This is a genomic window from Sinorhizobium meliloti (genome assembly GCF_017876815.1).
Lineage (GTDB): Bacteria > Pseudomonadota > Alphaproteobacteria > Rhizobiales > Rhizobiaceae > Sinorhizobium > Sinorhizobium meliloti.
In genome coordinates this window covers 1,943,551-1,967,866 of record NZ_JAGIOS010000001.1, presented here as the reverse complement: position 1 = coordinate 1,967,866, position 24,316 = coordinate 1,943,551, and the positions used below count along the sequence as shown (strand labels likewise).

Below are 24,316 nucleotides of genomic sequence, written 5' to 3'. Positions count from 1 at the left end.
CCCGCGAGCGGGGAGAGGGGACATGCCCCCTGCGAATGCGCGGCCGATATTGGTTGCAATGACGAAACCGCGAGTCCCTTCTCCCCGCATGCGGGGAGAAGGTGGCGGCAGCCGGATGAGGGGCAATTCCGGTCATCCGAGATCGACGACCACAATTTCCGGCGGCACGCCGAAACGGATCGGTGCGATGGAGCAGCCAAGGCCGCCCGAGACGATGAGGTTGCGATCTCCCTCGACAATATGACCATAGGCGTACCGGTCGCCGAAACGCGATGGCACGACGGGCGAATGGCCGGCAAAGCGCACCTGTCCGCCATGCGTGTGACCGGATAGTGTCAATGCCACCCGCGAGGGCACCTTCGGAAAAATATCCGGCTCGTGCGCGAGCAGTATCACAGGCGCCTCGTCCGTCACCTGTGCAAGCGTGCCATCGAGATCGTCGAGTCCGCCCATCCACGCGCGTTTCCATTTCCGTCCCGGCAGGAGCGCAAGCTGGTCCTCGAGCCCTGCGAGCCAGAAGGGGAAGCCGCTCTTCTCAAGGCGGACCGCGCGATTGCCGTACACCTGAATGCCGACGCCGGCCAATGCCCGATGGCCGAAGGTATCGCCGCCGCCGCTCTTCTGGGCGGTCCTGTCTTCCCACCAATCATGATTTCCCATGATCGCATGGACGCCGAGGGGTGCCCTGAGCGTGGCAAGCGCCTTCGACCACTCGCTCGAATGGACATAGCGCGTCACGAGATTCATGCCGGAAGCGTAGTCGCCGAGAAGGACCGTCACGTCGCCGCCGAGGTCGTTGGCGCGCTCGCATATGGATGCGATGCGGCGCGCAGACATCCAGGGTTCGCAGGCATGAACATCCGCGAGCGCGACCAGGCGGAGCTTCAGGCCGGGGCTCCAGCCGGGTGGTGTCAGGGCGTAGCGGGCCACCCTCAGACGCGCAAGCGGTTCGATGCCGAAGGCGTAGCTGCCCAGGGCCACGGCGCTCACCAATCCACCGCCGAGGACCTTCATGAAGCCCCGCCGGGTGATCATTTCAGTCGTCCTCGAGCGTCAGCCGGAATTGGCTTGCCTCGACATCCCGTGGCGGATTGAGGCCGAGATGCTTCCAAGCATTCGCCGTGAGCACGCGGCCACGCGGCGTGCGCTGGATGAAGCCCTGCTGGATCAGATAGGGCTCGATGATGTCTTCGATCGCGTCGCGCGGCTCGGAAAGCCCGGCGGCGATCGTCTCGATCCCCACCGGCCCGCCGCCGAAATTCTGGGCGATCATCGTCAGATAGCGCCGGTCGAGCTGGTCGAGACCCATGCTGTCGACGAGCAGCCGGGTCAGCGCCTCGTCGGCAATCTTTAGCGTCACGGCCTCCGCCCGTGCGACCTCGGCGAAGTCGCGCACCCGGCGCAGGAGGCGGCCGGCGATGCGGGGCGTTCCGCGCGCCCGGCGGGCAATCTCGCGCGCGCCTTCGTCGGTCATGCCGAGACCCATCAGCCGCGCGCCACGCCGGACGATCAGCTCCAACTCCTCGACCGTATAGAAATTGAGCCGCACGGGGATGCCGAAGCGATCGCGCAGCGGCGTCGTCAGCAGTCCGAGGCGCGTCGTCGCCGCCACGAGGGTGAACTTTGCGAGATCGATCTTCACCGAACGGGCCGCCGGCCCCTCGCCGATGATGAGGTCGAGCTGGAAATCCTCCATGGCCGGATAGAGGATTTCCTCGACGGCCGGATTGAGGCGGTGGATTTCATCGATGAAGAGCACGTCGCGCTCTTCGAGATTGGTGAGCAGCGCCGCAAGGTCACCGGCCTTGGCGATCACCGGGCCGGAAGTCGAGCGAAAATTGACGCCGAGCTCCTTTGCCATGATCTGCGCCAGCGTCGTCTTGCCGAGCCCGGGCGGGCCGACGAAGAGCACGTGGTCGAGCGCTTCGCCGCGATTGCGCGCCGCCTCGATGAAGATCTTCAGATTGGCGCGGGCTTCAGCCTGGCCGGTGAACTCGTCGAGCGTCTGCGGGCGCATGGTCGCATCGAGGTCTTCGCCTCGCTTTTCCGGCGCGATCAGACGTGCGGCTTCGCTCATGTCATTGCTTCCGTTTCGGGCTGTCCGCGGCCATAGGGGTGCCGGTGTTGAGGCCGGTCACCGCCGCTGCCGCGCTCAACCATAATTGGGGCGCCCGGATCAATCCAGCGAGAACGGCCAGCGTCCCTCTACTCCAATGCTTTTGTGGCCGCAGGAAGGCTCGCCGCTTCCTCACCGCGACAGTTCCTTCAAGCCGAGGCGGATCAGCTTGGCGCTGTCGCCGCCCTCCCCGCCGTTTTTCAGCGCAGCCGCAACGGCGTTGGCCGCCTGGTCTCGCGAATAGCCGAGATTGGTGAGCGCCGAGACCGCGTCCGCAACCGGCGCTGCGGCAACGCCTTCGCCGAGCTCCTGCTTGAGGCCGATCGATGGTGCCATCTCGCCGGAGAAGGCCGGAGCCTTGTTCTTGAGTTCGGTGACGATGCGCACGGCAACTTTCGGACCCACGCCCGGCGCGCGCGAGATCGACGTCTTGTCCTGCAAGGCGATGGCATTGGCGAGTTCCCCGGGGGTCAGCGTGGAGAGCACCGCCAGCGCCACCTTGGATCCCACACCCTGAACGCTCTGAAGCAGGCGGAACCATTCGCGCTCCAACGCGCTCAGGAACCCGAACAGCTTCAGCTGATCCTCGCGCACATAGGTCTCGATGAAGAGTACGGCCGCCTCTCCAGCGCTTCCGAGCTTTCCGAGCGTGCGCGCGGAGCAATGGGCGACATACCCGACCCCATGCACGTCGAGAACCACGTGATCCTCGCCGATCTCGTCTATCGTGCCCTTGAGCTTGCCAATCATCCGGTTGCCCTCCAACGCCCTTTGACCTGCCGGCCAGAGGGCGCATCGCTTGCCGTCATATTCATTCGCACGACCTACCCCGCAAGCGCCGCAAGGCGGCTCGTGACTGCCTGCCTGTTATGGGCGTGGCAGATGGCGATGGCGAGCGCGTCGGCGGCATCGTTGCCTTTGAACTCGGCCTTGGGCATCAGGACTTTCAACATCATATGTATCTGCTGCTTTTCGCCGTGGCCGACGCCGATCACGGCTTTCTTGACGGCGTTCGGCGCATATTCCGCGACCCTCAAGCCCGCCCGGGCCGGCACCAGCATGGCGATGCCGCGCGCCTGGCCGAGCTTCAGCGTGGCGGTCGCATCTTTGTTGACGAAGGTCTGTTCGACAGCGGCCTCGTGCGGCTGGTAGCCGTGCACCACCTCGGCAAGCCCGTCATGCAACTGGCAGAGGCGGGAGGCAAGATCCAACTCGCCATCGGAAGTGACGGTGCCGGAAGCGACGAAACGCAGCGAATTGCCGAGCGTTTCGATGACCCCCCAGCCGGTGCGCCTCAAGCCCGGATCGATGCCGATGATGCGAATCGTATTCTGCATGCTTCACCCTATTTCGGTCGGCGGGACGCTGCCAGCAAAAAGTGAACAAAACAAAAACATTGCACAGAAATGGTGGCGTGCTGCCTAAAAGCGCCGGGGCACCCTTGGCGTAAGGAAACTTGAACCTACATTGCGGAAGATCAATTTCTCTTAATTGAAAGCCTCGCCATGATCCCCTTTTCCATTCTCGACCTGTCGCCGATCACCGAAGGGGGCAGCATCGCAGAGTCGCTCGAAAATTCGCAGCGGCTGGCAATCGCGGCGGAGGAGAATGGCTATCAGCGCTTCTGGCTGGCCGAACACCATGGCATGAAGGGCATTGCCAGCGCCGCGACGTCTCTCGTGATTTCGCATGTGGCTTCGGCCACGCGGACGATCCGCGTCGGCTCAGGTGGCATCATGCTGCCCAACCATTCACCGCTCGTCATCGCCGAGCAATTCGGCACGCTTGCGGCGCTTTACCCCGGCCGCATCGATCTCGGCCTCGGCCGCGCGCCCGGCACGGACATGAGAACGGCGCAGGCGCTCCGCCGCAACATGGAGGCGAGCGCCAACAATTTCCCCAACGATGTCGTGGAACTGCAGGCGCTGCTCGGCCCGGCGACCGAAGACCAGAAGATCATCGCCGTTCCGGGCGCGGATTCGAACGTGCCGATCTGGCTGCTCGGTTCGAGCCATTTCAGCGCCCATCTCGCCGGCATGCTCGGCCTTCCCTTCGCCTTCGCCTCGCATTTCGCGCCGGACATGCTGCTTTCCGCGCTCGAAATATACCGCGAGCGCTTCACCCCGTCGCCACAGCTCGACAAGCCGCATGTCATGGTGGGCGTCATGGGCGTCGCAGCGGACACGGACGAGGAGGCGAACCACCTCTTCACCTCCATGCAGCAATCCTTCGTCGCGCTTCGCCGCAATGCGCGCGGGCGCTTCCCGCCGCCGGTCAAATCGATGGACGGCCTCTGGAGCCAGGACGAGAAGATTTTCGTCGACCACGCAATGAGCTACGCGGTGGTCGGCGGCCCCGAGACGATCCGCCGAAAGATCGAGGCATTTGTGGATCTCACCAGGGCGGACGAGCTGATCGTCTCAATGCCGATCTTCGACATGGAAGCGCGGTTGCGTTCGGTGAAGCTTTTCGGCGGGGTCCGAAGAACGGGTTGAGTGCTCTGATCCAACCGGCCCGATACGCCCCCTCTGCCCTGCCGGGCATCTCCCGTCCTGCCCGACGGTGAACGCAGTGCGTGCACGCTGCCTAATTGAATTGAGTGGAACATCGCCGCTTGCCGATCTCCCCCCTTGCGGGGGAGATGGCCGGCAGGCCAGAGGGGGGTACCCTTCCTCTCCTCAGGCCGAAAGCTTCGCCAGGACCTCGTCGGAAACCTCGAAGTTCGAGTAGACGTTCTGGACATCGTCGTCGTCTTCGAGATTGTCGATGAGCTTCATCAGCGACTGTGCCTTTTCCTCGTCGACCGGCACGGTATTCTGCGGCTTCCAGACCGCCTTCACGGTCTCCGCCTCGCCGAGCGCGCCTTCGAGGGCCTTCGACACCTCGCCGATATCCTCGAAACCGCAGGTGATCGTGTGGCCTTCCTCATCCGTCTCGACGTCGTCGGCACCCGCTTCGATCGCGGCTTCCATGACCTTGTCGGCGTCGCCGGCGGAAAGCTTGTAGGTGATTTCACCGACGCGATCGAAGGAGAAGGAAACCGAACCGGTTTCGCCGAGCGCTCCGCCCGCCTTGGTGAAGGTGGATCGTACGTTGGAGGCGGTGCGGTTGCGGTTGTCCGTCAGCGCCTCGACGATGACCGCGACGCCGCCCGGGCCGTAGCCCTCGTAGCGGACTTCTTCGTAATTCTCGGCATCGCCGCCCGCAGCCTTCTTGACCGCGCGCTCGATATTGTCCTTCGGCATCGACTGCGCCTTGGCGTTCTGGATCGCCAGACGCAGACGCGGATTCATCGTCGGGTCGGGAAGACCGGTTTTTGCTGCGACGGTGATTTCGCGCGCGAGCTTGGAAAACATTTTGGAGCGCACCGCATCCTGACGGCCCTTGCGGTGCATGATGTTCTTGAACTGTGAATGGCCAGCCATGACGCCCTCTGCATGCGTGATTTTGGTGAGATCGGGCGCCTTATAGTTTCATTGCCGCGTCCAGTCCAGCAGTCGCGTCGTGTTTTCAGGAGGCGGGAAATGCGCTGCAGCGGTCCTCAAACGCCCTGCAGGACATAGATGAGCGGTCTGCTCGGCAGGGAACGCAGCGACACCTTCACGGAAGGCTCCGTGGCGAAGCGCTTGTCGAAGTCATCGCCGAACATCGCCAGAAAGTCGTTGGTCATCGGCCTGTGCATCGGCAGGATCAGCGCCGAGCGCAGCCGCGAGACGACACGGCTCATGCTCTCCGCGCCCATCGTCAGCCCGCCGTCCACCGGCACCATGAGCACGTCGAGCCGGCCGATCTGCCGGTAATGGCTTTCGTCGAGCTCGTGGTGCAGATGGCCGAGATGGCCGATACAGAGCCCGGCAATCTCGAAAATGAAGATCGAATTGCCGTCCCGTTCCATGCCCTCGAAGCCTGAACGGATATCCGTCGTCACATTGCGGATATAGGCGTCGCCGACGACGAGGTCATGATCCGCCGGCTCGCCATTGTCGCCCCAGCCATGCAGGACATGCGCGATCGCCGGATCAGGCGCCAGGGTGTAGTGGCTGGAATGGGCCCTGTTCATCGTCACCACCGTAGGCGGCGATGGGGTCCGGAACCAGCCGTTGTAGTCCGTGGCGATCGAAACCCCGCCCGGCGTTTCGATCAGGAAGGTCGAATGGCCGAGAAAGGTGATCGTCACCTCGCTCGTGTCGGCCGACGCCACCGGAGTGGCATCGGCGGCCGAGAAGCTGGCGAACGTCGCCGCCGGCGTGGCTGCCGCGATCGCCTGGCATTGGCTCACATGGGCTTTCGCCTGCTGCGCGTGAGCCGGTGTCGGCCAGAGCGCATGGATGAGCCAGATGACGGTCAGGGTGTAGGCAAGGTATCGCAGCAGCATCCTTCACCTCTCACATATGCGGGATGAAAAACTTGCTCTCTCATTCCGCCCGCATCCCGCGTTGCCGCTCATGCCGGGCGGCAGGCAGGATCATTCAAGGTCATGATCGCGTCCAGCGTCTAACGACGGACAACCGCTCACAATTACGTCATTGCCGATGCACCTGGTCTCCTCACTCTCCCGGCGCCGGCGCCGGCACAGCCGCCGGTGCGGGCTTGCGGCGCAGGGAGCGCAGGGCCACGTAGAAGACCGGCGTCAGGAACAGGCCGAGGAAGGTGACCCCGAGCATGCCGGCAAAGACCGCGGTACCGAGAGACTGGCGCATTTCGGCGCCGGGCCCCGTGGCGATGACCAGTGGCACGACGCCGAGAATGAAGGCGAAAGCGGTCATCAGGATCGGCCGCAGCCTGAGCCGGCTCGCATCGATCGCCGCCTCGATCGGCGTCTTGCCCTCCTCCTCGCCCTGGCGGGCGAATTCCACGATGAGGATCGCGTTCTTGGCGGCAAGACCGATAAGGACGATGAGCCCGATCTGGGTCAGCACATTGTTGTCGAAGCCCCGGATCGAAACGCCGAGAAGTGCCGCGAGGACGGCAAGCGGCACGATCAGGATGATGGCCAGCGGCAGCACCCAGCTTTCATATTGCGCCGAGAGCGCCAGGAAGACGAAGACCACCGAAAGAGCGAAGATGAAGACCGCAGTGTTGCCGGTCTGGCGCTCCTGCAAAGCGAGTTCCGTCCATTCGAAGGTCGTGCCCTGCGGCAGGATCTGACCTGCAAGCGCTTCCATCTTGTCGAGGGCGCTGCCCGTCGAGACGCCCGGCGCGGGATTGCCCTGAACGGGGACCGAAACATACATGTTGTAGCGCTGGACGAGCGCCGGTCCGCTCGTATCGCGGATTTCGACGAGCGTTCCGAGCGGCACCAGGGCGCCCGAGGCGGAGCGTACCTTGAGCGCGAGTATGTCCTCCCGCTCCAGCCGGAATTGCTGGTCGGCCTGGGCGCGGACCTGATAGACGCGGCCGAAGGCGTTGAAATCGTTGACGTAGGACGTCCCCAGATTGATCGAGAGCGTCTCGAAGATATTGGGGATCGGGACGTTCAGGGCCCGCGCCTTGTCGCGGTCGATCGCCAGGAAGAATTGCGGGCTGGAGGCCGTGAATGTGGTGAAGACGCCGGTCAGCCCCTCCGTCTGGTTGGCCGCTCCCATCATCTGATAGGCGAGCCCGAGCGCGCGGCGCATGTCGGCGCTCTGCCGGTCCATGATCTGCATCTTGAAGCCGCCCGAATTGCCGATGCCTCGCACGGAGGGTGGCGGAACGGCGATGATGAAAGCCTCCTGAATGCCTTGCATGGCACCGAAGATCTGGCCGATGATCTGTTCAGCACTCTGCTTTTGCTCGAGGCGTTCCTCGAAGCTGTCGAAGGGCGTGAAGATCACGCCGGAATTGGATGCATTGGTGAAGGTCGCGCCGTTGAAACCGGCAAAGGCGACTGCATCCTTGACGCCGGGTACCTCGCGGATCATCTCCGAGGCCCGCCGGACGACCTTATCGGTGCGCTCGAGAGAGGCGCCGTCCGGAAGCTGAATGACGACGATGGCATAGCCCTGGTCCATCGTGGGTATGAAGCCGCGGGGCACGACCTGCGCCATGTACCAGGTGGCTCCGAGCAGGGCGACGAAGACGAGGAGCGCCCCGGCCAGCGCGATCCGCGTCCTGACGAGGTGGCGCACCGTCCATGCATAGCCATCGGCCATGCGGTCGAAGCCGCGGTTGAAGCCGTTGGCAAACCCGCGGCCGAGCCGCGTCAGGGGATTGCGGCTCTCATGGTCGTGGTTCTCGTGCGGCCGCAACAGGATTGCGGCAAGCGCCGGCGAGAGCGTCAGGGAATTGACCGCGGAGATCACCGTCGCGACTGCGATCGTCACCGCGAATTGCAGGTAGAACTGCCCGGCAATACCGGGAATGAACGCGGTCGGCACGAACACAGCCGTCAGGACGAGCGAGATCGCGATAACCGCGGCGCCCACCTCGTCCATCGTCACATGCGCCGCCTCGCGCGGCGTCATCCCGCGCGCGAGGTTGCGCTCGACGTTCTCGACAACGACGATCGCGTCGTCGACCACGATGCCGATCGCGAGGACCAGACCGAAAAGCGTCAGCATGTTCAGCGAAAAACCGAAGGCATAGAGAAGCGCGAATGTGCCGACGAGCGAAACGGGGATGGCGACGATGGGAATGATCGCCGTGCGCCACGACTGCAGGAACACGATCACGACCAGGGCGACGAGAAGCGCGGCTTCCGCAATGGTCTTGTAGACCTCGTCGATGGATTCCGAGATGAATTCCGTCGGATTGTAGATGATCCTGTATTCGAGTCCTTCGGGAAAATCTCGCGAAAGTTCGGTCATCGTCGCCTGGATCGCATCGGCCGCAGCGAGCGCATTGCTGCCGGGGCGGGAGAAGATGCCGAGCGCGACGGCGGGGCTGCCGTTGAGATAGCTGTTGGTCACGTATTCGCGCGCACCGAGCTCGATGCGGGCGACGTCCTGCAACTGGACGAGCCTGCCTTCTTCGGTCGCTTTGACGATGACGTAGCGGAACTGACGAGCGTCGCTGAAGCGGCCGTCGGTGGTCACCGTATACTGAAAGGCGCTGTCGCTCGACATCGGCGGACCACCGATGGAGCCGCCCGAGACCTGGACGTTCTGCTCGCGCAGCGCGGAAACGACATCGCCTGCGGTCATGCCGTAGGCGGAGAGCTTCTGCGGGTCGAGCCAGATGCGCAGCGCATATTCACGCTCGCCGAAAAGAAGAACGTCGCCGACTCCGTCCAGCCGGACCAATATGTCGCGGATGCGCGTGCGGGCGTAGTTGGAAACATAAAGCTGGTCGTAGCGGTCGTTCGGCGAAAGCAGATGAACGACCATCATCAGATCCGGCGAGCTCTTCGTCGTGGTGACGCCGATGCGCCGGACTTCCTCGGGAAGCCGGGGCTCGGCGATCGAAACACGATTCTGCACCAGCACCTGTGCCTGATCGAGATCGGTCCCGAGCTTGAAGGTGATCGTCAGCGCCATCGAACCGTCAGCGGTGGCATAGGAGGACATGTAGAGCATGTTCTCCACGCCGTTGATCTCCTGCTCGAGCGGGGTAGCAACGGTATTGGCGACGGTCTCCGCATCCGCGCCCGGATAGGAGGCGCGCACGACGATGGTTGGCGGTGCGATCTCCGGATACTGCGCCACCGGAAGCTGAAAATAGGCGATGCTGCCGACGATCAGCAGAACGATCGATAGCACCGATGCGAAGATCGGTCTGTCGACAAAGAAATGCGCGAACCTCATTGGGCATTCTCCGCCGATTGCGCGGCCTCGGGGGGCAGGACGACGAGTTCGGGCTTGACCTTCACCCCCGGCCGGACGCGCATGAGGCCGTTGACGACGACTGTCTCGTCCCCCGTCAAGCCGCTGCGGATGACCCTGTAACCGTGGAGCCTCGGGCCAAGACGGACCGGTTTGGTGGCGACGCTGCCATCCTCGCCGACCACGTAGACGATGCGTTCGTTCTGGTCGGCAGCGATTGCCTCGTCAGGGACGAGAACCGCTCGATAGGTATTCGAGCCTTCGACTTCCACACGCCCGAACAGGCCGGGCTGCAGGACGAATTTGGGGTTCGCAAAGCGGGCGCGCACCCGCATCGTGCCGGTCTCGTTGTCGACCCGGTTCTCGGCGAAATCGAGCTTGCCTTCGAAAGGCGGCTCGTTGGCGTCGGCGATCGTGACGAGCACCGGGATGGAGCCGGCCCCTTCCTGCAGCGCGCTGCCGCGTTCCCGCGCCGTCCGCGCATAGGAAAGCAGCCGGCGCTCGTCGACATCGAAATAGAAATCGATCGGATCGAGCGAGACGATCGTCGTCAGTACCGTCTGGTCCGCCTGGACGAGATTGCCCGGGGAGATGAGCCGCCGGTCGACGCGGCCGCTCAGCGGCGCGGTGATGGTGGTGTAATCGAGATCGAGCCTGGCCCGCTCAACCGCCGCCTCGGCGCCGCGTACATTCGCCTGTGCCGAGAGCAGCGCCCGGCGGTCGTCGTCGAGCCTGGACACGGAGAGCGTGCCGGTTCCGGCGAGCGATTCCGTTCGCTTGAACGTGGTCTCCGCGAAGACGAGCGTCGATCGCGCTGCCTCGAGCGAGGCTTCCGCCTGGGAAAGAGCGGTGCGGAACGGCCGCTGGTCGATGACGAAGAGCTTGTCGCCCTTCTTCACCATGGCACCGTCGGTGAAGAAGACCTGATCGAGATAGCCCCCGACCCGCGCGCGGATCGAAACCTCGTCGACCGCCTCGAAGCGGCCGATGAATTCGTCGGCGTCGATGACGTCGCGCACGACCGGCTTGGCAACGGTCACCGTCGGCATTTGCGCGTCCTGCGCGACCGCCGGTGCCGAAACGAGAAGGGAGACGAATACGCCGGCGATGGCCGGCAGACGCCACTTTCGCAACATGCACGCTCTCCAAATTACCTGAACATCAGATCGCCGGCACCGGGGTCTGCAATTGGCGCGGCGACATTCCAATACCGGGGCGCTATAGCGACCTTTAAGCGTCCGACAGACGTGCGGCGCTATAGGGCTCGGTTGCACTAAGACGGGACGAGGGAAGGTATGGGCGCCTCCGCCCGCATCCCGCTTCAACTATTGGGCATGGAAACTTGCGAATAGCGGCCGCGTGGATTGCGGCTCTCATTTGGTCGCTAACCTGCCACCATTTGACAGGTCTGTCACCCTTGAAAAAAGGCAATTCGGCAGAGGCAGGGCGCGGCAGGATTGCAGGTGGAGAAACAGAAGCTCTGCCGCTCAAACCCAGAATTGCGGGATCGTCTCGGCCAGACGCGGGCCGATCCTGAGCGGCGCGATCTTCTCCGCCAATCCCGTCCGGTCCGAAATCTCGATCCCGACGCCGCAGATGGTCGCCGGGCCGGATGCCGCTTCGAAGCGGCCCTTGGGCATCTTCGAGATGAACCGGTTGAGCGGCTCTTCCTTGTCCATCCCCAAGGACGAGTCGTAGTCGCCGCACATGCCGGCATCGCTCATATAGCCGGTGCCACCGTTGAGTATCTGATGGTCCGCCGTCGGCACATGGGTGTGCGTGCCGACCACCAGGCTGGCACGCCCGTCGACGAAGTGGCCGAAGCATTGCTTCTCGCTCGTCGCCTCCGCGTGAAAATCGAAGACGACTGCATCGGCCTGCTCGCCGAGCGGGCAGGCGTCAAGGATCGCCTCGGCCGTCTTGAAGGGATCGTCGAGCTCGGGATGCATGAAGACCCGCCCCATGACATTGGCAACCAGAACGCGTGCGCCGTTTCGCGCGAAGAAAAGATTGGAACCGCGACCCGGCGTCCCCGCAGGATAGTTTGCCGGCCGCAGGAACTGATCGTGCCGCTCGCAGAAGACCACCGCCTCCTTCTGATCCCAGACGTGATTGCCGGTGGTCACTACATCGGCGCCGGCGCTGATCGTCTCGAGAAAGATGTCTTCGGTGATGCCGAACCCGCCGGCTGCGTTCTCGCCATTGACGATGACGAAGTCGAGCTTGAGATCGCTCACGAGTCCCGGGAGGCGCTCCCAGACGGCCATGCGGCCCGTCTTGCCCACCATATCCCCCAGAAACAGAAGTCGCATGCCGGTCAATCCCGCTTGGACCAAGGCAATTTGGATCGACACCAAATCGTGCACGTGGTCGGTTCCATGAATTTAGAACAGGATGTGGCGGAATCCGCGCAAAATATCCTCATCCCGCTCTGAAATGCCGAAAACCGCTCTCCGTCAATACGGCGTCCAGCGCCACGTCGTGCGGTTCAGCCGGCACTGATGCCACTTCCTGGCAGTCGAATGCAATCCCGATCAGGCGCGGCATGTGGCCTTTGCGACGCAGCCGCTCGATCGCCCGATCATAATAGCCGGCGCCGTAGCCGATCCGATGGCCCACGGCATCGAAGGCCGAAAGCGGTACGAGCATGATGTCCGGATCGACTTCCGGCGCATCGGGGCCGGGACCGGTGGTGCCGAAACCGGTTTCGACGACTGCGATGCCGTCGAGCAGTTCCCGGAAAACGATGTCCTTGCTGTCCAGGATCACCGGCAGGCAGAGGCGCGCACCGCGATCCCTGAGCCGCACCATCAGCGGCCGGACGTCGGCCTCCGAACGGATCGGCCAGAAGCCCGAGACGACATGTCCCGGATCGAGCGCGATAATGTCGCCGGCATGATCGGCCATGGCAAGGCTCGCCTCGATCCGCACTTCCGCCGGCATCGCATCGCGGAGCGCCAGCCGCTCCTTCCTCAACGCTGCCTTCAAATCCCTGGGTGACATCGAACCTTCCTTCCGGGCAGACCGAACCGCTTTTACATGATCGGAATGCCCCTGCCATAGCGCAAAACGGCCTCCGGCTGGAACCATGCGGCCGCCGCTTTTTGCAATACTTCGCGACTCGTTCGCGTATCGCGACGCTTTATGGAGCTTTCCCGGAGGGAGCTGATTTACAGCATCCAGTGCAGATGCCGAACCGCTTCACGCTGGCGCCGGGCTTCCTCGCATCCGAGACGATATGTGTCCGGGATAGCTGCGTCTGCCAGCAGGTGCGGGTCGGCGCGGCGGCTTACGATCGACCATTCCATGTAAAGGGTGAGCCCCAGCCGCCAACGCGCAAACGCCGTCGCAAGCGGCGGGGAGCTTCGAGCGGCAGGATGTGCTGGCACGACCAGAACGGGCATGGCGAGACCCTCGGGAGGAAAGCGACAGCCTCGATCCTCTCTCCTTTGTTGACATCTGACAAATGAATTGCAACCATGCCTGTCATCAAGTTTTCTTATGGCGACAGCATGTCAACTCCGCTCGACAGCGATCTGCTCAGAACCTTTCTCGCGGTCGCCGACACCGGCAACCTGACGCGGGCTGCCGATACGGTGCGGCGGACGCAGTCGGCCGTCAGCATGCAGATCCGCAAGCTCGAGGAGCTCATCGGCTCGGCGCTTTTCGAACGCCATTCGCGCGGCGTCATACTGACCGATGACGGGCGGCGGCTCGCCGACAATGCGCGCCGCATCGTCTCTCTTCTCGACGACACCGCGGCGGCCATGCGATCGCCGGCGCTCGAGGGTTCGGTCCGGATCGGGATTTCGGAGGAATACGTCAACTCCACGCTTCCGAAGGCACTTGGCGCCTTCGCTGCCATTCATCCGGGCGTGGAGGTGACGGTGCGGCAGGAAACCTCCATGGCCAATTCGGCAGCGCTCGCGGCCGGAGAACTCGACATCGCCGTCGTCTTCGAGCCGGGCGGGCGCAGCCGGAACGAGGTCCTGATGGTGAACCCTACAGTCTGGGCGACCTGCGACCAGCACGGTGCCCATGAGCGCCGGCCGGTACCGATCGCGACCTATACCTATGCCGAAGGCGGCTGGTGCGACGAACTGGCCCGGCGGAGCCTGCAGAGCCGCGGCATAGAGTCTCGCATCGCATATGTGAGCCGCACGAGCGGCGGCCTCATCGCCGCCCTCATTTCGGGCCTTGCCATCGCACCCTTGTCGCGAACCGCCATACCGGCGGGGTGCAGGGAACTTACCGAGGAGGACGGCTTCGGCATCATCGACATGACCAATGTCGTGCTGCGGACGAGGCGCGGGAACCGGTCGCCGACGGTCGACGCGATGGCGGATGCCATCCGCCGAGCGTTCCGGGCACCGGCCGAGAAGGAAAAGGAAGAAGTGCGATCCACGACGACCGATGGATGATTTACGATCCCGGGTACCTACTAGGTAGGTGGGCACCGTATGCCCGGACCCACGGGTCCGGCCAGGGACAGTCCCCTTGAGATCGTGTATGGCCCCGGGGATTGTGGTTCCTGTCGGGAAGCGCAGATCGCCTGGCAGATATAGAGCGTCCCGGGGCTTTTCACCAGAGCCGGATGCGATGGAGCTGCATAATTTCTGCGAAATCGCAGGCGGGGCTCAATTTGCCGAGGGAGTCGGCCGCCCGTTGAGCTTGGCGGCGATATCCTGAATCTGCGCCGTCACCTCGCCGAGCGCCGAGGCAAGCGCCTCCTCGCTTCTCGTCTGATCCGAAAGCGCGGTATCGCGGCCTCTCTTCAGATCGTCCACTTCCGCTTCGATGCTCTTCAGCCGGCGATTGACCTCGCTCAACTCGTCCATGACCATGATCCCCGCCATGACGGTGATCCTGAGGTCGCCGATTTCGCCGAACTGGGCCTTCAGATGGCCGACATACTGGTCGAACCTGGTCGCGAGGTCGCCGAGGTGATCTTCCTGCCCTTCCTCGCAGGCCATCCGGTAGGCCTTGCCGTCGATCGTTACCGTCACCTGCGCCATACGTTCAGAACCTCAGCGATCCAGCACCGCGCGAATGGTCTCCATCGCCGTCACCAGACGACGGGATACCTCGCGATTGACCTCTTCCAACCGGTTGGCGCGGAATTGGGATTGGTCGAGTTCCTGCGCCAGGCGAGACCGGTCCTCGTTGACCCGCCTGACCTCGCCTTCGAACTCGCTCACATCCCTTTCCTTGTCGAAGCGGCCGTCGATCGCGATCTCAAGAGACTGAACCGCGTTGCGCAACTCGTCGATCGCCGCCTTGACCGTCTTTGCCGGCATGTCTTCCGATACCTCTCTAGGGGGAGCGGCTTCGCCCTGCCCTAAAACAAAGTGCGGAGCGCTTGCACCTTGCCTGGATGCGCCTCGCTCCAAGGCCGAATCGTAGAGCGTTCATCACTTCGGCCCTTTTCTTTTTAAACCTATTACGCAAGTCTCAACAATGCCAAGCGCGGCATTGAACTGCGGAAGCTGTGGATGGTCGATTTCGCCTCCCGAACCGGCCACCGACCGGCGGCGTTTCTGCCATCGAGAGGCGCCGCGCCGGGGCCGCCGCATTTGGTCGCGGAGGGCCCGTATTTATTGACTCGGCTCACGCACCTGCTATGTGTCTGCCGCTTCTCATGCGGTCTTTGGAGGATAGAGACCGTCCCCTGACCACCGAACGCAAACGGAACAGTCATGATCTCTCGCGAAAAACACGACCGGATGGCGAATGCAATCCGCTTCCTCTCCATGGACGCCGTCGAGAAGGCAAATTCCGGCCACCCTGGCCTCCCAATGGGCGCCGCCGATATCGCAACAGTGCTGTTCACCCGCTATCTGAGCTTCGACCCTAAAAACCCCGCCTGGCCGAACCGCGACCGCTTCGTCCTGTCGGCCGGCCACGGGTCCATGCTGCTCTATTCGCTGCTCTACCTCACGGGCTACGACGACATCACCATCGACGAGATCAAGAACTTCCGCCAGCTGGGTTCGCGCACGGCGGGTCACCCGGAATACGGCCACGCCGCCGGCATCGAGACGACCACGGGTCCGCTCGGCCAGGGCATTGCCAATTCCGTCGGCATGGCGATCGCCGAGCGCAAGCTGCGCGAAGAGTTCGGCAGCGAACTGATGGAGCATTATACCTATGTGCTCGCCGGCGACGGCTGCCTGATGGAAGGGATCAGTCAGGAAGCGATCGCGCTTGCCGGCCACCTGAAGCTCAACAAGCTGATCGTCTTCTGGGACGACAACAACATCTCGATCGACGGTCCGATCTCCATTGCCGACTCGACCGACCAGCACGCCCGCTTCCGCGCCAGCAAATGGCACACGATCGCCGTCGACGGCCATGATCCCGAAGCGATCGCCGCCGCGATCGAAGAGGCTCACAAGTCCGACAAGCCGACCATGATCGCCTGCAAGACCGTGATCGGCTTCGGTGCGCCGAACAAGGCCGGTACGCACAAGGTCCACGGCTCCCCGCTCGGCGCCGAGGAAATCGCCGCCACCCGCAAGGCGCTCGGCTGGGAAGCCGAGGCGTTCACGGTTCCCTCCGACGTGCTCGACGCCTGGCGCATCGCAGGCCTGCGGTCGGCCAAGGCGCGCAAGGAATGGGAAGAACGGCTCGAAGCCGCTGAGGCGGAGAAGAAGGCGCAGTTCGTCCGCCGCTTCTCCGGCGAGCTCGAAGGCAGCCTCGCCTCTGCGATCGGCGCCTACAAGCAGAAGCTTGCCGAGACCAAGCCCTCGCCGGCGACGCGCAAGGCTTCGGAGGATGCGCTGGAAGTCATCAACGGCGTACTTGCCGAGACGATCGGCGGCTCTGCCGACCTGACCGGCTCCAACAATACCAAGACGAGCCAGACACACTCCATCACCCCGGACGATTTCTCCGGCCGCTACATCCACTACGGCGTGCGCGAGCACGGCATGGCGGCCGCAATGAACGGCATGGCGCTGCATGGCGGCCTCATCCCCTATTCCGGCGGCTTCCTGATCTTCTCGGATTATTGCCGCCCGTCGATCCGCCTTGCCGCGCTCATGGGCATCCGCGTCATCCACGTGCTCACGCATGATTCCATCGGTCTCGGCGAGGACGGGCCGACCCACCAGCCGGTCGAGCACATGGCCGCGCTTCGGGCCATCCCCAATCTCCTGATGTTCCGCCCCGCGGATGCGACGGAGACCGCCGAATGCTGGCAGCTCGCCCTGGAAAACCGCAAGCGCCCCTCCGGTCTTGCGCTCACCCGCCAGAACCTGATGGCGGTGCGCACGGAATACGAGGAACAGAACCTCTGCGCCCGCGGCGCCTATGACCTGATCTCCGCAAGCGATGCGCAGGTGACGATCTTCGCCACCGGCTCGGAAGTCGAGATCGCCGTCAAGGCCTGCCAGACGCTGACCGCCAAGGGCATCGCGACGCGCGTCGTCTCCGTCCCCTGCTTCGAGCTCTTCGCCGAGCAGAGCGAGGACTACCAGCAGGCGATCATCGGCACGTCGCCGGTCAAGATCGCCGTCGAAGCCGGCATCCGCCAGGGCTGGGACCACTTCATCGGCAACGATGGCATCTTCATCGGCATGTCGAGCTTCGGTGCTTCGGGCCCCTACAAGGATCTCTACAAGCACTTCGGCATTACGCCAGAAGTCGTGGTTGCGTCCGCCGAAGCCAAGCTGTCCTGATCAAGCCTGGAGGACATTCCCGGATGTCCTCCTTCCCACCACACGCATTCTGACAGGGAGAGACCCGATATGACAGTGAAAGTCGCCATCAACGGTTTTGGCCGCATCGGCCGCAACGTTCTCCGCGCCATCGTCGAATCCGGCCGCACGGACATCGAAGTCGTTGCCATCAACGACCTCGGTCCGGTCGAGACCAACGCTCACCTGCTGCGCTTCGATTCCATCCACGGCCGCTTTCCGGCCGACGTGAAGGTCGACGGCGACGCGATCGTCATCAACAACGGCAAGCCGATCAAGGTGACCGCGATCCGCAATCCGGCAGAACTGCCGCACAAGGAACTCGGCGTCGACATCGCCATGGAGTGCACCGGCATCTTCACCGCCCGCGACAAGGCAGCCGCTCATCTGGAAGCCGGCGCCAAGCGCGTCATCGTCTCGGCTCCGGCCGACGGCGCGGACCTGACCGTCGTCTACGGCGTCAACCACGACAAGCTGACGAAGGATCATCTCGTCATCTCCAACGCATCCTGCACGACCAACTGCCTGGTACCGGTCGCCAAGGTGCTGCACGATGCCGTCGGCATCGATCACGGCATGATGACGACGATCCACTCCTACACCAACGACCAGCCGTCGCTCGACCAGATGCACAAGGATCTCTACCGTGCACGCGCCGCGGCGCTGTCGATGATCCCGACCTCTACGGGAGCTGCAAAGGCGGTCGGTCTCGTGCTGCCGGAACTCAAGGGCAAGCTCGACGGTATCTCCGTGCGCGTCCCGACCCCGAACGTCTCGGTGGTCGACCTGAAGTTCGTCGCCAAGCGCGAGACGACCAAGGAGGAAATCAACGCGGCCATCAAGGCTGCCGCCGACGGCCCGCTCAAGGGCGTTCTCGGCTACACGCTCGCTCCGAACGTCTCGATCGACTTCAACCACGATCCGCGTTCCTCGGTCTTCCACATGGACCAGACCAAGGTGATGGAAGGCAAGTTCGTCTCGATCCTGTCCTGGTACGACAATGAATGGGGCTTCTCCAACCGCATGTCGGACACGGCGGTTGCCCTGAGCAAGCTCATCTAAGACCGATGTTCCGGGCTCTTTCCTCAACGACGGTGCGCTGGCGTCCGCTCGAAGGGGAAGGGCTCGAACATCTGACGCTCAGGACTATCGATACATCGCTCGGCGCGGCCATCCGCGCCGAAAGCGTTCTCATCGGCGAACGCGGCGCAACGGCCTATGGCGCCCGCTACCGAATCGACTGCGATGCCGGCTGGCGCGTCTTTTCCTTTCTCATAGAAACGACCCAAGGGCAGAGGCTGCACCTCATGTCCGATGGGCACGGCCATTGGCGCAAAGCAGACGGAACGGCCTTGCCGCAATTCGATGGCTGCGTCGATATCGACCTCGCCGGCACGCCCTTCACGAACACGCTGCCGATCCGCCGCCTGGGCCTCACCCGGCAATCCGGCACCGCCAGGCTCAACATGCTTTACGTGCCCTTCGACAGCTTCGAACCGACCGTCGACGGCCAGCATTATACCTGCCTCGATGACGGCAAGCTCTACCGCTACGAGGCGGCGGACGGCAGCTTCACGGCGGACCTGCCGGTGGACGAGGACGGCCTCGTCCTCGACTACCCTACCCTGTTCCAGAGACTATCACCGGAGACCATCTGATGACTTTCAAGACTCTCGACGATCTGACCGACATCGCCGGCAAGCGCGTTCTCGTGCGCGTCGATCTGAACGTGCCTGTCAAGGACGGCCAGGTGACCGACACCACCCGCATCGAGCGCGTGGCGCCGACCATTCGCGAACTCTCCGAGAAGGGCGCGAAAGTCGTTCTGCTCGCGCATTTCGGCCGGCCGAAGGGCGAGCCCGTCGCCGACATGTCGCTGAAGGCGATCGCCTCCGCCGTCGAGGAGATCCTCGACCAGCGCGTCTATTTCGCTGCCGACTGCATCGGCGACAAGGCCGCCAACGCCATTGCCGAATTGAACGACGGCGAAGTGCTGCTGCTCGAGAATACCCGCTTCCACAAGGGCGAGGAGAAGAACGATTCGGACTTCGTGACGGCGCTCGCCGCCAATGGCGACATCTATGTCAACGACGCCTTCTCCGCCGCCCATCGCGCCCACGCCTCGACCGAGGGGCTTGCCCATCACCTTCCCGCCTATGCCGGCCGCACCATGCAGGCGGAGCTCGAAGCGCTTGAAAAGGGGCTCGGCAATCCGAAGCGCCCGGTCGTCGCGATCGTCGGCGGCGCCAAGGTCTCGACCAAGATCGACCTTCTGCAGAACCTCGTGAAGAAGGTCGACGCGCTGGTCATCGGCGGCGGCATGGCCAACACCTTCCTCGCGGCGCAAGGCGTCGATGTCGGAAAGTCGCTCTGCGAGCACGATCTTGCGGAGACCGCCAAGGCCATCCTCGCGGCCGCCTCGGAAGCGGGATGCGCAATCGTGCTTCCGGTCGACGGCGTCGTTGCCCGTGAGTTCAAGGCCGGTGCCGACAACGAGGTCGTCGATATCAAGGCCATCCCTGCCGACGCCATGGTGCTTGACGTCGGGCCGAAATCGATCGAGGCCATCAACGAATGGATCTCGCGCGCCGAAACCCTCGTGTGGAATGGCCCGCTCGGCGCGTTCGAGATCGCGCCCTTCGACAGGGCGACCGTGGCGGCGGCGAAACACGCGGCAGCCCGCACCCGCGCCGGCTCGCTCGTCTCCGTCGCCGGCGGCGGCGACACGGTCGCAGCACTCAACCATGCCGAGGTCGCGGACGATTTCACCTATGTCTCGACCGCCGGCGGCGCCTTCCTCGAATGGATGGAAGGCAAGCCCTTGCCGGGCGTAGATGTTCTCCGGCAGCGGAACTGAGCTCGGCTTCAGCCCCTCATCCGGCCTGCCGGCCACCTTCTCCCCGCAAGCGGGGCGAAGGAGATTCGCGGCGACTTTCAGTCCCCTCTCCCCGTCGGAACGCTATGGCATGCACATATCTCTTGCGGTCCGGTGCGGCGGATACTGCTCATGAAAGGGATCCCTCGGGAACCCAACCGCCTCAACCCCGCTCGGTCGGGATTGCCCCTCAACCGGCTGCCGCCACCTTCTCCCCGCAGGCGGGGAGAAGGGATATGCCGCGCCCCGCTCGCGCCCTCGGGCGGGCGGTGAATGCGGGGTTCAGTCGGCGCCGCTTGTCCCTTCTCCCCGCCTGCGGGGAGAAGGTGCCGGCAGGCGGATGAGGGGCGGGTGACCGCTAATGCCAATGCTAGAGCACGTGCTGCGATCGATGAATCGATTGTGAAGTGACGACGCAGGCCGAAGCTGATTCAACATCCACAGCGAAGAGGTGGATGATGGGCCAGGCACTGAGCGACGATCTTCGAATACGGGTTTTGAAAGCGTCTGCAGCGGGCATGTCAGCTCGACAGGCTGCAGCCCGGTTCGGAGTTGGGATCTCGACAGCGATCCGCTGGATCGCGAGAGCGAAAGAGGGCGAGCTGACCCCTCGGCCGCAGGGCTGGAGGCGGCCATCGGCGGTAGACGCACACGAGGAATTTGTTGTCGCCCTGATCGAAGAGCGGAAGGACGTGACGCTCGATGAAATGGTCCAGCGCTTGTCCGTCGAACGGCAGGTGAAGATCAGCCGTAGCGCACTTGGCGCCTGGCTTCGAGGCCGAGGATGGACCTTTAAAAAAAGACCGCACACGCACTGGAGCAAGACCGGCCGGATGTCCTGAAGCGCCGGCGCGTCTGGTTTGATGGTCAGCTCGATCTCGATCCGGAGAAGCTGATCTTCATCGATGAAACCGGCCTTTCCACGAAGATGGCACGTCTGCGCGGGCGTGCACTGCGAGGCGAACGTTGCCGGGCCGGCGTACCGCACGGGCACTGGAAGACAACGACCTTCACCGGCGCCTTGCGCCTAACCGGAATGACCGCACCGTTTGTCTACGACGGCGCGATGAACGGCAACGTCTTCCTGGCCTATGTCGAACAGGTACTTCTGCCGACCCTTCAGGCCGGGGACGTCGTAGTCATGGACAACTTGCCAGCACACAAGACATCCGGTGTGCGGGATGCCATCGAGCGCGCCGGGGCCAAGCTTATGTTCCTCCCGCCCTATAGCCCAGACTTCAATCCCATCGAGAATGCATTCTCGAAACTGAAAGCCATGCTGCGAGGCCGCGCGGAGCGAAAGATCGATGCCCTGTGGGACGCAGTCGGCGCCTTGATACCCCGCTTCACTCCTGACGAGTGTGCCAACTACTTCAGGGCTGCCGGGTATGACCCGGATTGAACAGGATCTGCTCTAGCGCATACGGGTTTGATCCCATGGACCCATCCGCAAGCCTCGCTACTGTCCGCGAAGGGCTGGACAACAAGAGATATGTGCATGCCGTAGCGTCGGAACGGAGAGGATTAGGGTGAGGGGCTTTCGAGGAGAGCTTCTGACCTGACCATCAAAAATAATTATGCCTTTTCAAACGATTAAAATTATTTAAATCGTTTTAGCCCGTTTTACTGCCATTTTCCCGCGCGGTATCTTCTGTTAACGCGCCTTTGTTCCTGAGGTGCGAACGACGCTTTCGCGCCTCAGTTCGAGATTGGTTTCATTCGCTGTTCCGCTGGTGATCGGCGCTGTGTGTAGGAGAAGAATATGAGCGAAAGACTGGAAGACATTGCGGTTGCCATGGTCGCCCATGGCCGGGGCCTGCTCGCTGCAGACGAGTCGACCGCAACGATCAAGAAGCGCTTCGACAGCATCGGCCTGGAGTCCACCGAGACGTCGCGCCGCGACTATCGCGAGATGCTGCTGCGCTCGGACGATGCGATGCGCGAGTATATCTCCGGCGTCATCCTCTATGAGGAAACACTGTTCCAGAAGGCTGCCGACGGCACGCCCCTCGCCGACGTCATCCGCAACGCGGGCTCGATCCCGGGGATCAAGGTCGACACCGGTGCCAAGCCGATGGCCCATTTCCCGAATGAAACGATAACCGAAGGCCTCGACGGGCTCGCCGCCCGCCTCGCCAGATATCACGAGGCCGGCGCCCGCTTCGCCAAATGGCGGGGCGTGATCGCGATTTCCGACGCTCTCCCGACCTGGGGCGCGATCAGGGCCAATGCCCATGCGCTCGCCCGTTATGCCGCGCTCTGCCAGGAGGCGAAGATCGTACCGATCGTGGAGCCGGAAGTGCTGATGGATGGCGCCCCCGGCGATCACTCGATCGAGCGCTCGGAAGAAGTCACCGAATGGGTCCTGCGCACAGTCTTCGAGGAACTTGGCGAGCTCCGCGTCAGGCTCGAAGGCATGATCCTGAAGCCGAGCATGGTGATCGACGGCAAAAAAGCGCGCAAAGCGTCCGTCGACGAGGTCGCCGAACGCACCATCAAGGTGCTGAAGCGCACCGTTCCGGCGGCTGTTCCGGGCATCGCCTTCCTCTCCGGCGGCCAATCGACCGAAGAGGCGACGGCCCACCTTTCGGCCATGAACGCAGCGCACGACCTGCCCTGGAAGCTTACCTTCTCCTATGGCCGGGCACTGCAGCAGGAAGCGCTCAATGCCTGGGGCGGAAAGTCGGAAAACGTCGCCGCCGGTCAGCGCGCCTTCGCCCATCGCGCCAAGATGTGCAGCCTCGCCGCCAAGGGAAGCTGGACGAAGGACTTCGAAAAGGCAGCCTAAGCGCCAAAATAGTCAGAGGGAGAGAGGAGAGGCCCGGTGACAGCGATGCCGCCGGGCCTTTTTGCATGGCGCCGCCTTGCTGCCCCGACAATTGTCAGGGAGACAAGTTCGCTGTTTCAGCAGCGCCGGCGACGACTTTAAATCTGCGCCATCTGCGACCGACCAGAGGGCCCCATGAGCACCGTCTCCTTCATTACCGTCGACGTCTTCACGGCCGAGCGTTTCGCCGGCAATCAGCTTGCCGTCATCCCGGATGCGCGGGGCTTGAGCGAGGCCCGGATGCAGGCGATCGCCACCGAGTTCGGCTATTCCGAAGTCACCTTCGTCCTTCCGCCCGAAAACCCGGAGAACACTGCGCGCGTGCGCATCTTCACGCCGACGACCGAAGTGCCTTTCGCCGGCCACCCGAATGTCGGCACGGCCTTCGTGCTCGGCCGGCAACAGGAAATCTTCGGCCGCAACCCGGGCGGCGCATTGCGTTTCGAGGAAAAGGCGGGCCTGGTCGAAGTGACCCTTCTCGGCAGTGACGGCATCGTCACGGGCGCAAGGATCGTCGCCCCGCAGGCGCTGCAAATCGGCCCCGCCATAGACGCCGCGACGATTGCCGCCTGCGCATCGCTGCGCCAGGACGACCTCATCGACCGAAATCATCCGCCGGTGCGCATTTCGGTCGGACTGCCCTTCTCCGTCGCTGAGGTGCGCGACGTTGAGGCCCTTTCGAGAGCCCGGCCGAACGTCTCGGCCTTCGAGGAGGCGAATATCCGCTATCCGCTTGCGGAAGACAGCTTCAGCCTGTTTCTCTATGCCCGCACGCGCGAGCGGCCCGGCCAGGTAAGGGCACGCATGTTCGCGCCGCTCGACAACGTCATCGAGGATCCGGCAACCGGCAGCGCTTCGGCGGCGCTCGGCGCTTACCTCGTCTCGCTGCTTCCCGCGGCCGACGCGGAGGTGGAACTCGTCATCGAACAGGGCGTGGAAATGGGGCGCCGCAGCCTCATCACGGTCGGTATCGACAAGAGGAACGGCACAATCCGCAAGGTCAGCGTCTCGGGCGACTGCGTTTCGGCGATGCGCGGCGAGATCGAGATCTGATCGCCG

At 63.6% G+C, this 24,316-nt stretch carries 21 protein-coding genes, 1 other RNA gene and 1 pseudogene; 9 read left to right on the top strand and 14 right to left on the bottom strand.

The window, feature by feature from the left end; genetic code table 11:
* Positions 1-132: 132 nt before the first annotated feature.
* From JOH52_RS09160 to ruvC, 4 genes are all read right to left on the bottom strand, one after another.
* Complete coding sequence (locus JOH52_RS09160; RefSeq protein ID WP_010970168.1) at positions 133-1,035, bottom strand: metallophosphoesterase; 903 nt, start codon at positions 1,033-1,035, stop codon at positions 133-135.
* 1 nt (position 1,036) lies between these two features.
* On the bottom strand, positions 1,037-2,077 hold the full coding sequence (gene ruvB / locus JOH52_RS09155) for a Holliday junction branch migration DNA helicase RuvB (protein WP_003535962.1): 1,041 nt from the start codon (positions 2,075-2,077) through the stop codon (positions 1,037-1,039).
* 171 nt (positions 2,078-2,248) lie between these two features.
* Complete coding sequence (gene ruvA / locus JOH52_RS09150; RefSeq protein WP_010970169.1) at positions 2,249-2,866, bottom strand: Holliday junction branch migration protein RuvA; 618 nt, start codon at positions 2,864-2,866, stop codon at positions 2,249-2,251.
* Positions 2,867-2,940: 74 nt separating this feature from the next.
* Positions 2,941-3,453, bottom strand: coding sequence for a crossover junction endodeoxyribonuclease RuvC (ruvC, locus tag JOH52_RS09145; protein WP_003535966.1), 513 nt, complete (start codon positions 3,451-3,453; stop codon positions 2,941-2,943).
* Between the two features lie 168 nt (positions 3,454-3,621).
* Between ruvC and JOH52_RS09140 the strand changes: the two genes are divergently transcribed.
* Entirely contained in the window at positions 3,622-4,611 is a 990-nt protein-coding gene (locus tag JOH52_RS09140) for an LLM class flavin-dependent oxidoreductase (RefSeq protein ID WP_010970170.1), read from the top strand.
* A 183-nt stretch (positions 4,612-4,794) separates the two neighbouring features.
* Here the strand turns inward: JOH52_RS09140 and JOH52_RS09135 are convergent, their stop codons facing one another.
* The 7 genes from JOH52_RS09135 to JOH52_RS36115 form a co-directional block, all read right to left on the bottom strand.
* A complete protein-coding gene (locus JOH52_RS09135; protein ID WP_010970171.1) occupies positions 4,795-5,541 on the bottom strand; it encodes a YebC/PmpR family DNA-binding transcriptional regulator in 747 nt (248 codons plus the stop codon).
* Between the two features lie 116 nt (positions 5,542-5,657).
* Entirely contained in the window at positions 5,658-6,491 is an 834-nt protein-coding gene (locus tag JOH52_RS09130; protein WP_010970172.1) for an MBL fold metallo-hydrolase, read from the bottom strand.
* A gap of 172 nt (positions 6,492-6,663) precedes the next feature.
* Positions 6,664-9,840: an efflux RND transporter permease subunit gene (locus tag JOH52_RS09125; RefSeq protein ID WP_010970173.1), complete on the bottom strand. Its 3,177-nt coding sequence runs from the start codon at positions 9,838-9,840 to the stop codon at positions 6,664-6,666.
* On the bottom strand, positions 9,837-10,994 hold the full coding sequence (locus JOH52_RS09120) for an efflux RND transporter periplasmic adaptor subunit (protein WP_010970174.1): 1,158 nt from the start codon (positions 10,992-10,994) through the stop codon (positions 9,837-9,839). The genes JOH52_RS09125 and JOH52_RS09120 overlap by 4 nt, the downstream gene beginning before the upstream one ends.
* Before the next feature lie 351 nt (positions 10,995-11,345).
* Positions 11,346-12,170, bottom strand: a complete 825-nt coding sequence (locus JOH52_RS09115; RefSeq protein WP_013844839.1) for a TIGR00282 family metallophosphoesterase — start codon at positions 12,168-12,170, stop codon at positions 11,346-11,348.
* Between the two features lie 109 nt (positions 12,171-12,279).
* Positions 12,280-12,861, bottom strand: coding sequence for a 5-formyltetrahydrofolate cyclo-ligase (locus JOH52_RS09110; protein WP_013844840.1), 582 nt, complete (start codon positions 12,859-12,861; stop codon positions 12,280-12,282).
* 167 nt (positions 12,862-13,028) lie between these two features.
* On the bottom strand, positions 13,029-13,262 hold the full coding sequence (locus JOH52_RS36115) for a hypothetical protein (RefSeq protein ID WP_017265915.1): 234 nt from the start codon (positions 13,260-13,262) through the stop codon (positions 13,029-13,031).
* A 75-nt stretch (positions 13,263-13,337) separates the two neighbouring features.
* Between JOH52_RS36115 and JOH52_RS09105 the strand changes: the two are divergent.
* Positions 13,338-14,162, top strand: a pseudogene (locus tag JOH52_RS09105) (LysR family transcriptional regulator); the annotation flags it as partial.
* A gap of 90 nt (positions 14,163-14,252) precedes the next feature.
* Here the strand turns inward: JOH52_RS09105 and ssrS are convergent.
* The 3 genes from ssrS to JOH52_RS09090 all read right to left on the bottom strand — a co-directional run bounded on the left by ssrS (position 14,253) and on the right by JOH52_RS09090 (position 15,155).
* Positions 14,253-14,411: non-coding RNA, 6S RNA (gene ssrS, locus JOH52_RS09100), on the bottom strand.
* 84 nt (positions 14,412-14,495) lie between these two features.
* A complete protein-coding gene (locus JOH52_RS09095; protein ID WP_003535985.1) occupies positions 14,496-14,873 on the bottom strand; it encodes a cell division protein ZapA in 378 nt (125 codons plus the stop codon).
* 12 nt (positions 14,874-14,885) lie between these two features.
* Positions 14,886-15,155, bottom strand: coding sequence for a DUF4164 domain-containing protein (locus JOH52_RS09090; protein WP_003535987.1), 270 nt, complete (start codon positions 15,153-15,155; stop codon positions 14,886-14,888).
* 399 nt (positions 15,156-15,554) lie between these two features.
* Here JOH52_RS09090 and tkt point away from each other — a divergent pair, with 399 nt between their 5' ends.
* From tkt to JOH52_RS09055, 7 genes are all read left to right on the top strand, one after another.
* Positions 15,555-17,537: a transketolase gene (gene tkt, locus JOH52_RS09085; RefSeq protein WP_003535989.1), complete on the top strand. Its 1,983-nt coding sequence runs from the start codon at positions 15,555-15,557 to the stop codon at positions 17,535-17,537.
* Positions 17,538-17,606: 69 nt separating this feature from the next.
* On the top strand, positions 17,607-18,617 hold the full coding sequence (gene gap, locus JOH52_RS09080; protein WP_003535991.1) for a type I glyceraldehyde-3-phosphate dehydrogenase: 1,011 nt from the start codon (positions 17,607-17,609) through the stop codon (positions 18,615-18,617).
* 5 nt (positions 18,618-18,622) lie between these two features.
* Positions 18,623-19,213, top strand: coding sequence for a putative glycolipid-binding domain-containing protein (locus tag JOH52_RS09075; protein ID WP_010970178.1), 591 nt, complete (start codon positions 18,623-18,625; stop codon positions 19,211-19,213).
* Positions 19,213-20,412: a phosphoglycerate kinase gene (locus JOH52_RS09070; RefSeq protein WP_010970179.1), complete on the top strand. Its 1,200-nt coding sequence runs from the start codon at positions 19,213-19,215 to the stop codon at positions 20,410-20,412. The genes JOH52_RS09075 and JOH52_RS09070 overlap by 1 nt, the downstream gene beginning before the upstream one ends.
* A 476-nt stretch (positions 20,413-20,888) precedes the next feature.
* A protein-coding gene (locus JOH52_RS09065) for an IS630-like element ISRm10-1 family transposase (protein ID WP_186808768.1) occupies positions 20,889-21,832 on the top strand; the annotation gives its coding sequence in 2 pieces (ribosomal slippage) (positions 20,889-21,225 and positions 21,225-21,832; 945 coding nt in all).
* Positions 21,833-22,192: 360 nt separating this feature from the next.
* Positions 22,193-23,218: a class I fructose-bisphosphate aldolase gene (locus JOH52_RS09060; protein ID WP_107010532.1), complete on the top strand. Its 1,026-nt coding sequence runs from the start codon at positions 22,193-22,195 to the stop codon at positions 23,216-23,218.
* 174 nt (positions 23,219-23,392) lie between these two features.
* On the top strand, positions 23,393-24,310 hold the full coding sequence (locus tag JOH52_RS09055; RefSeq protein WP_010970180.1) for a PhzF family phenazine biosynthesis protein: 918 nt from the start codon (positions 23,393-23,395) through the stop codon (positions 24,308-24,310).
* Positions 24,311-24,316 lie beyond the last annotated feature (6 nt).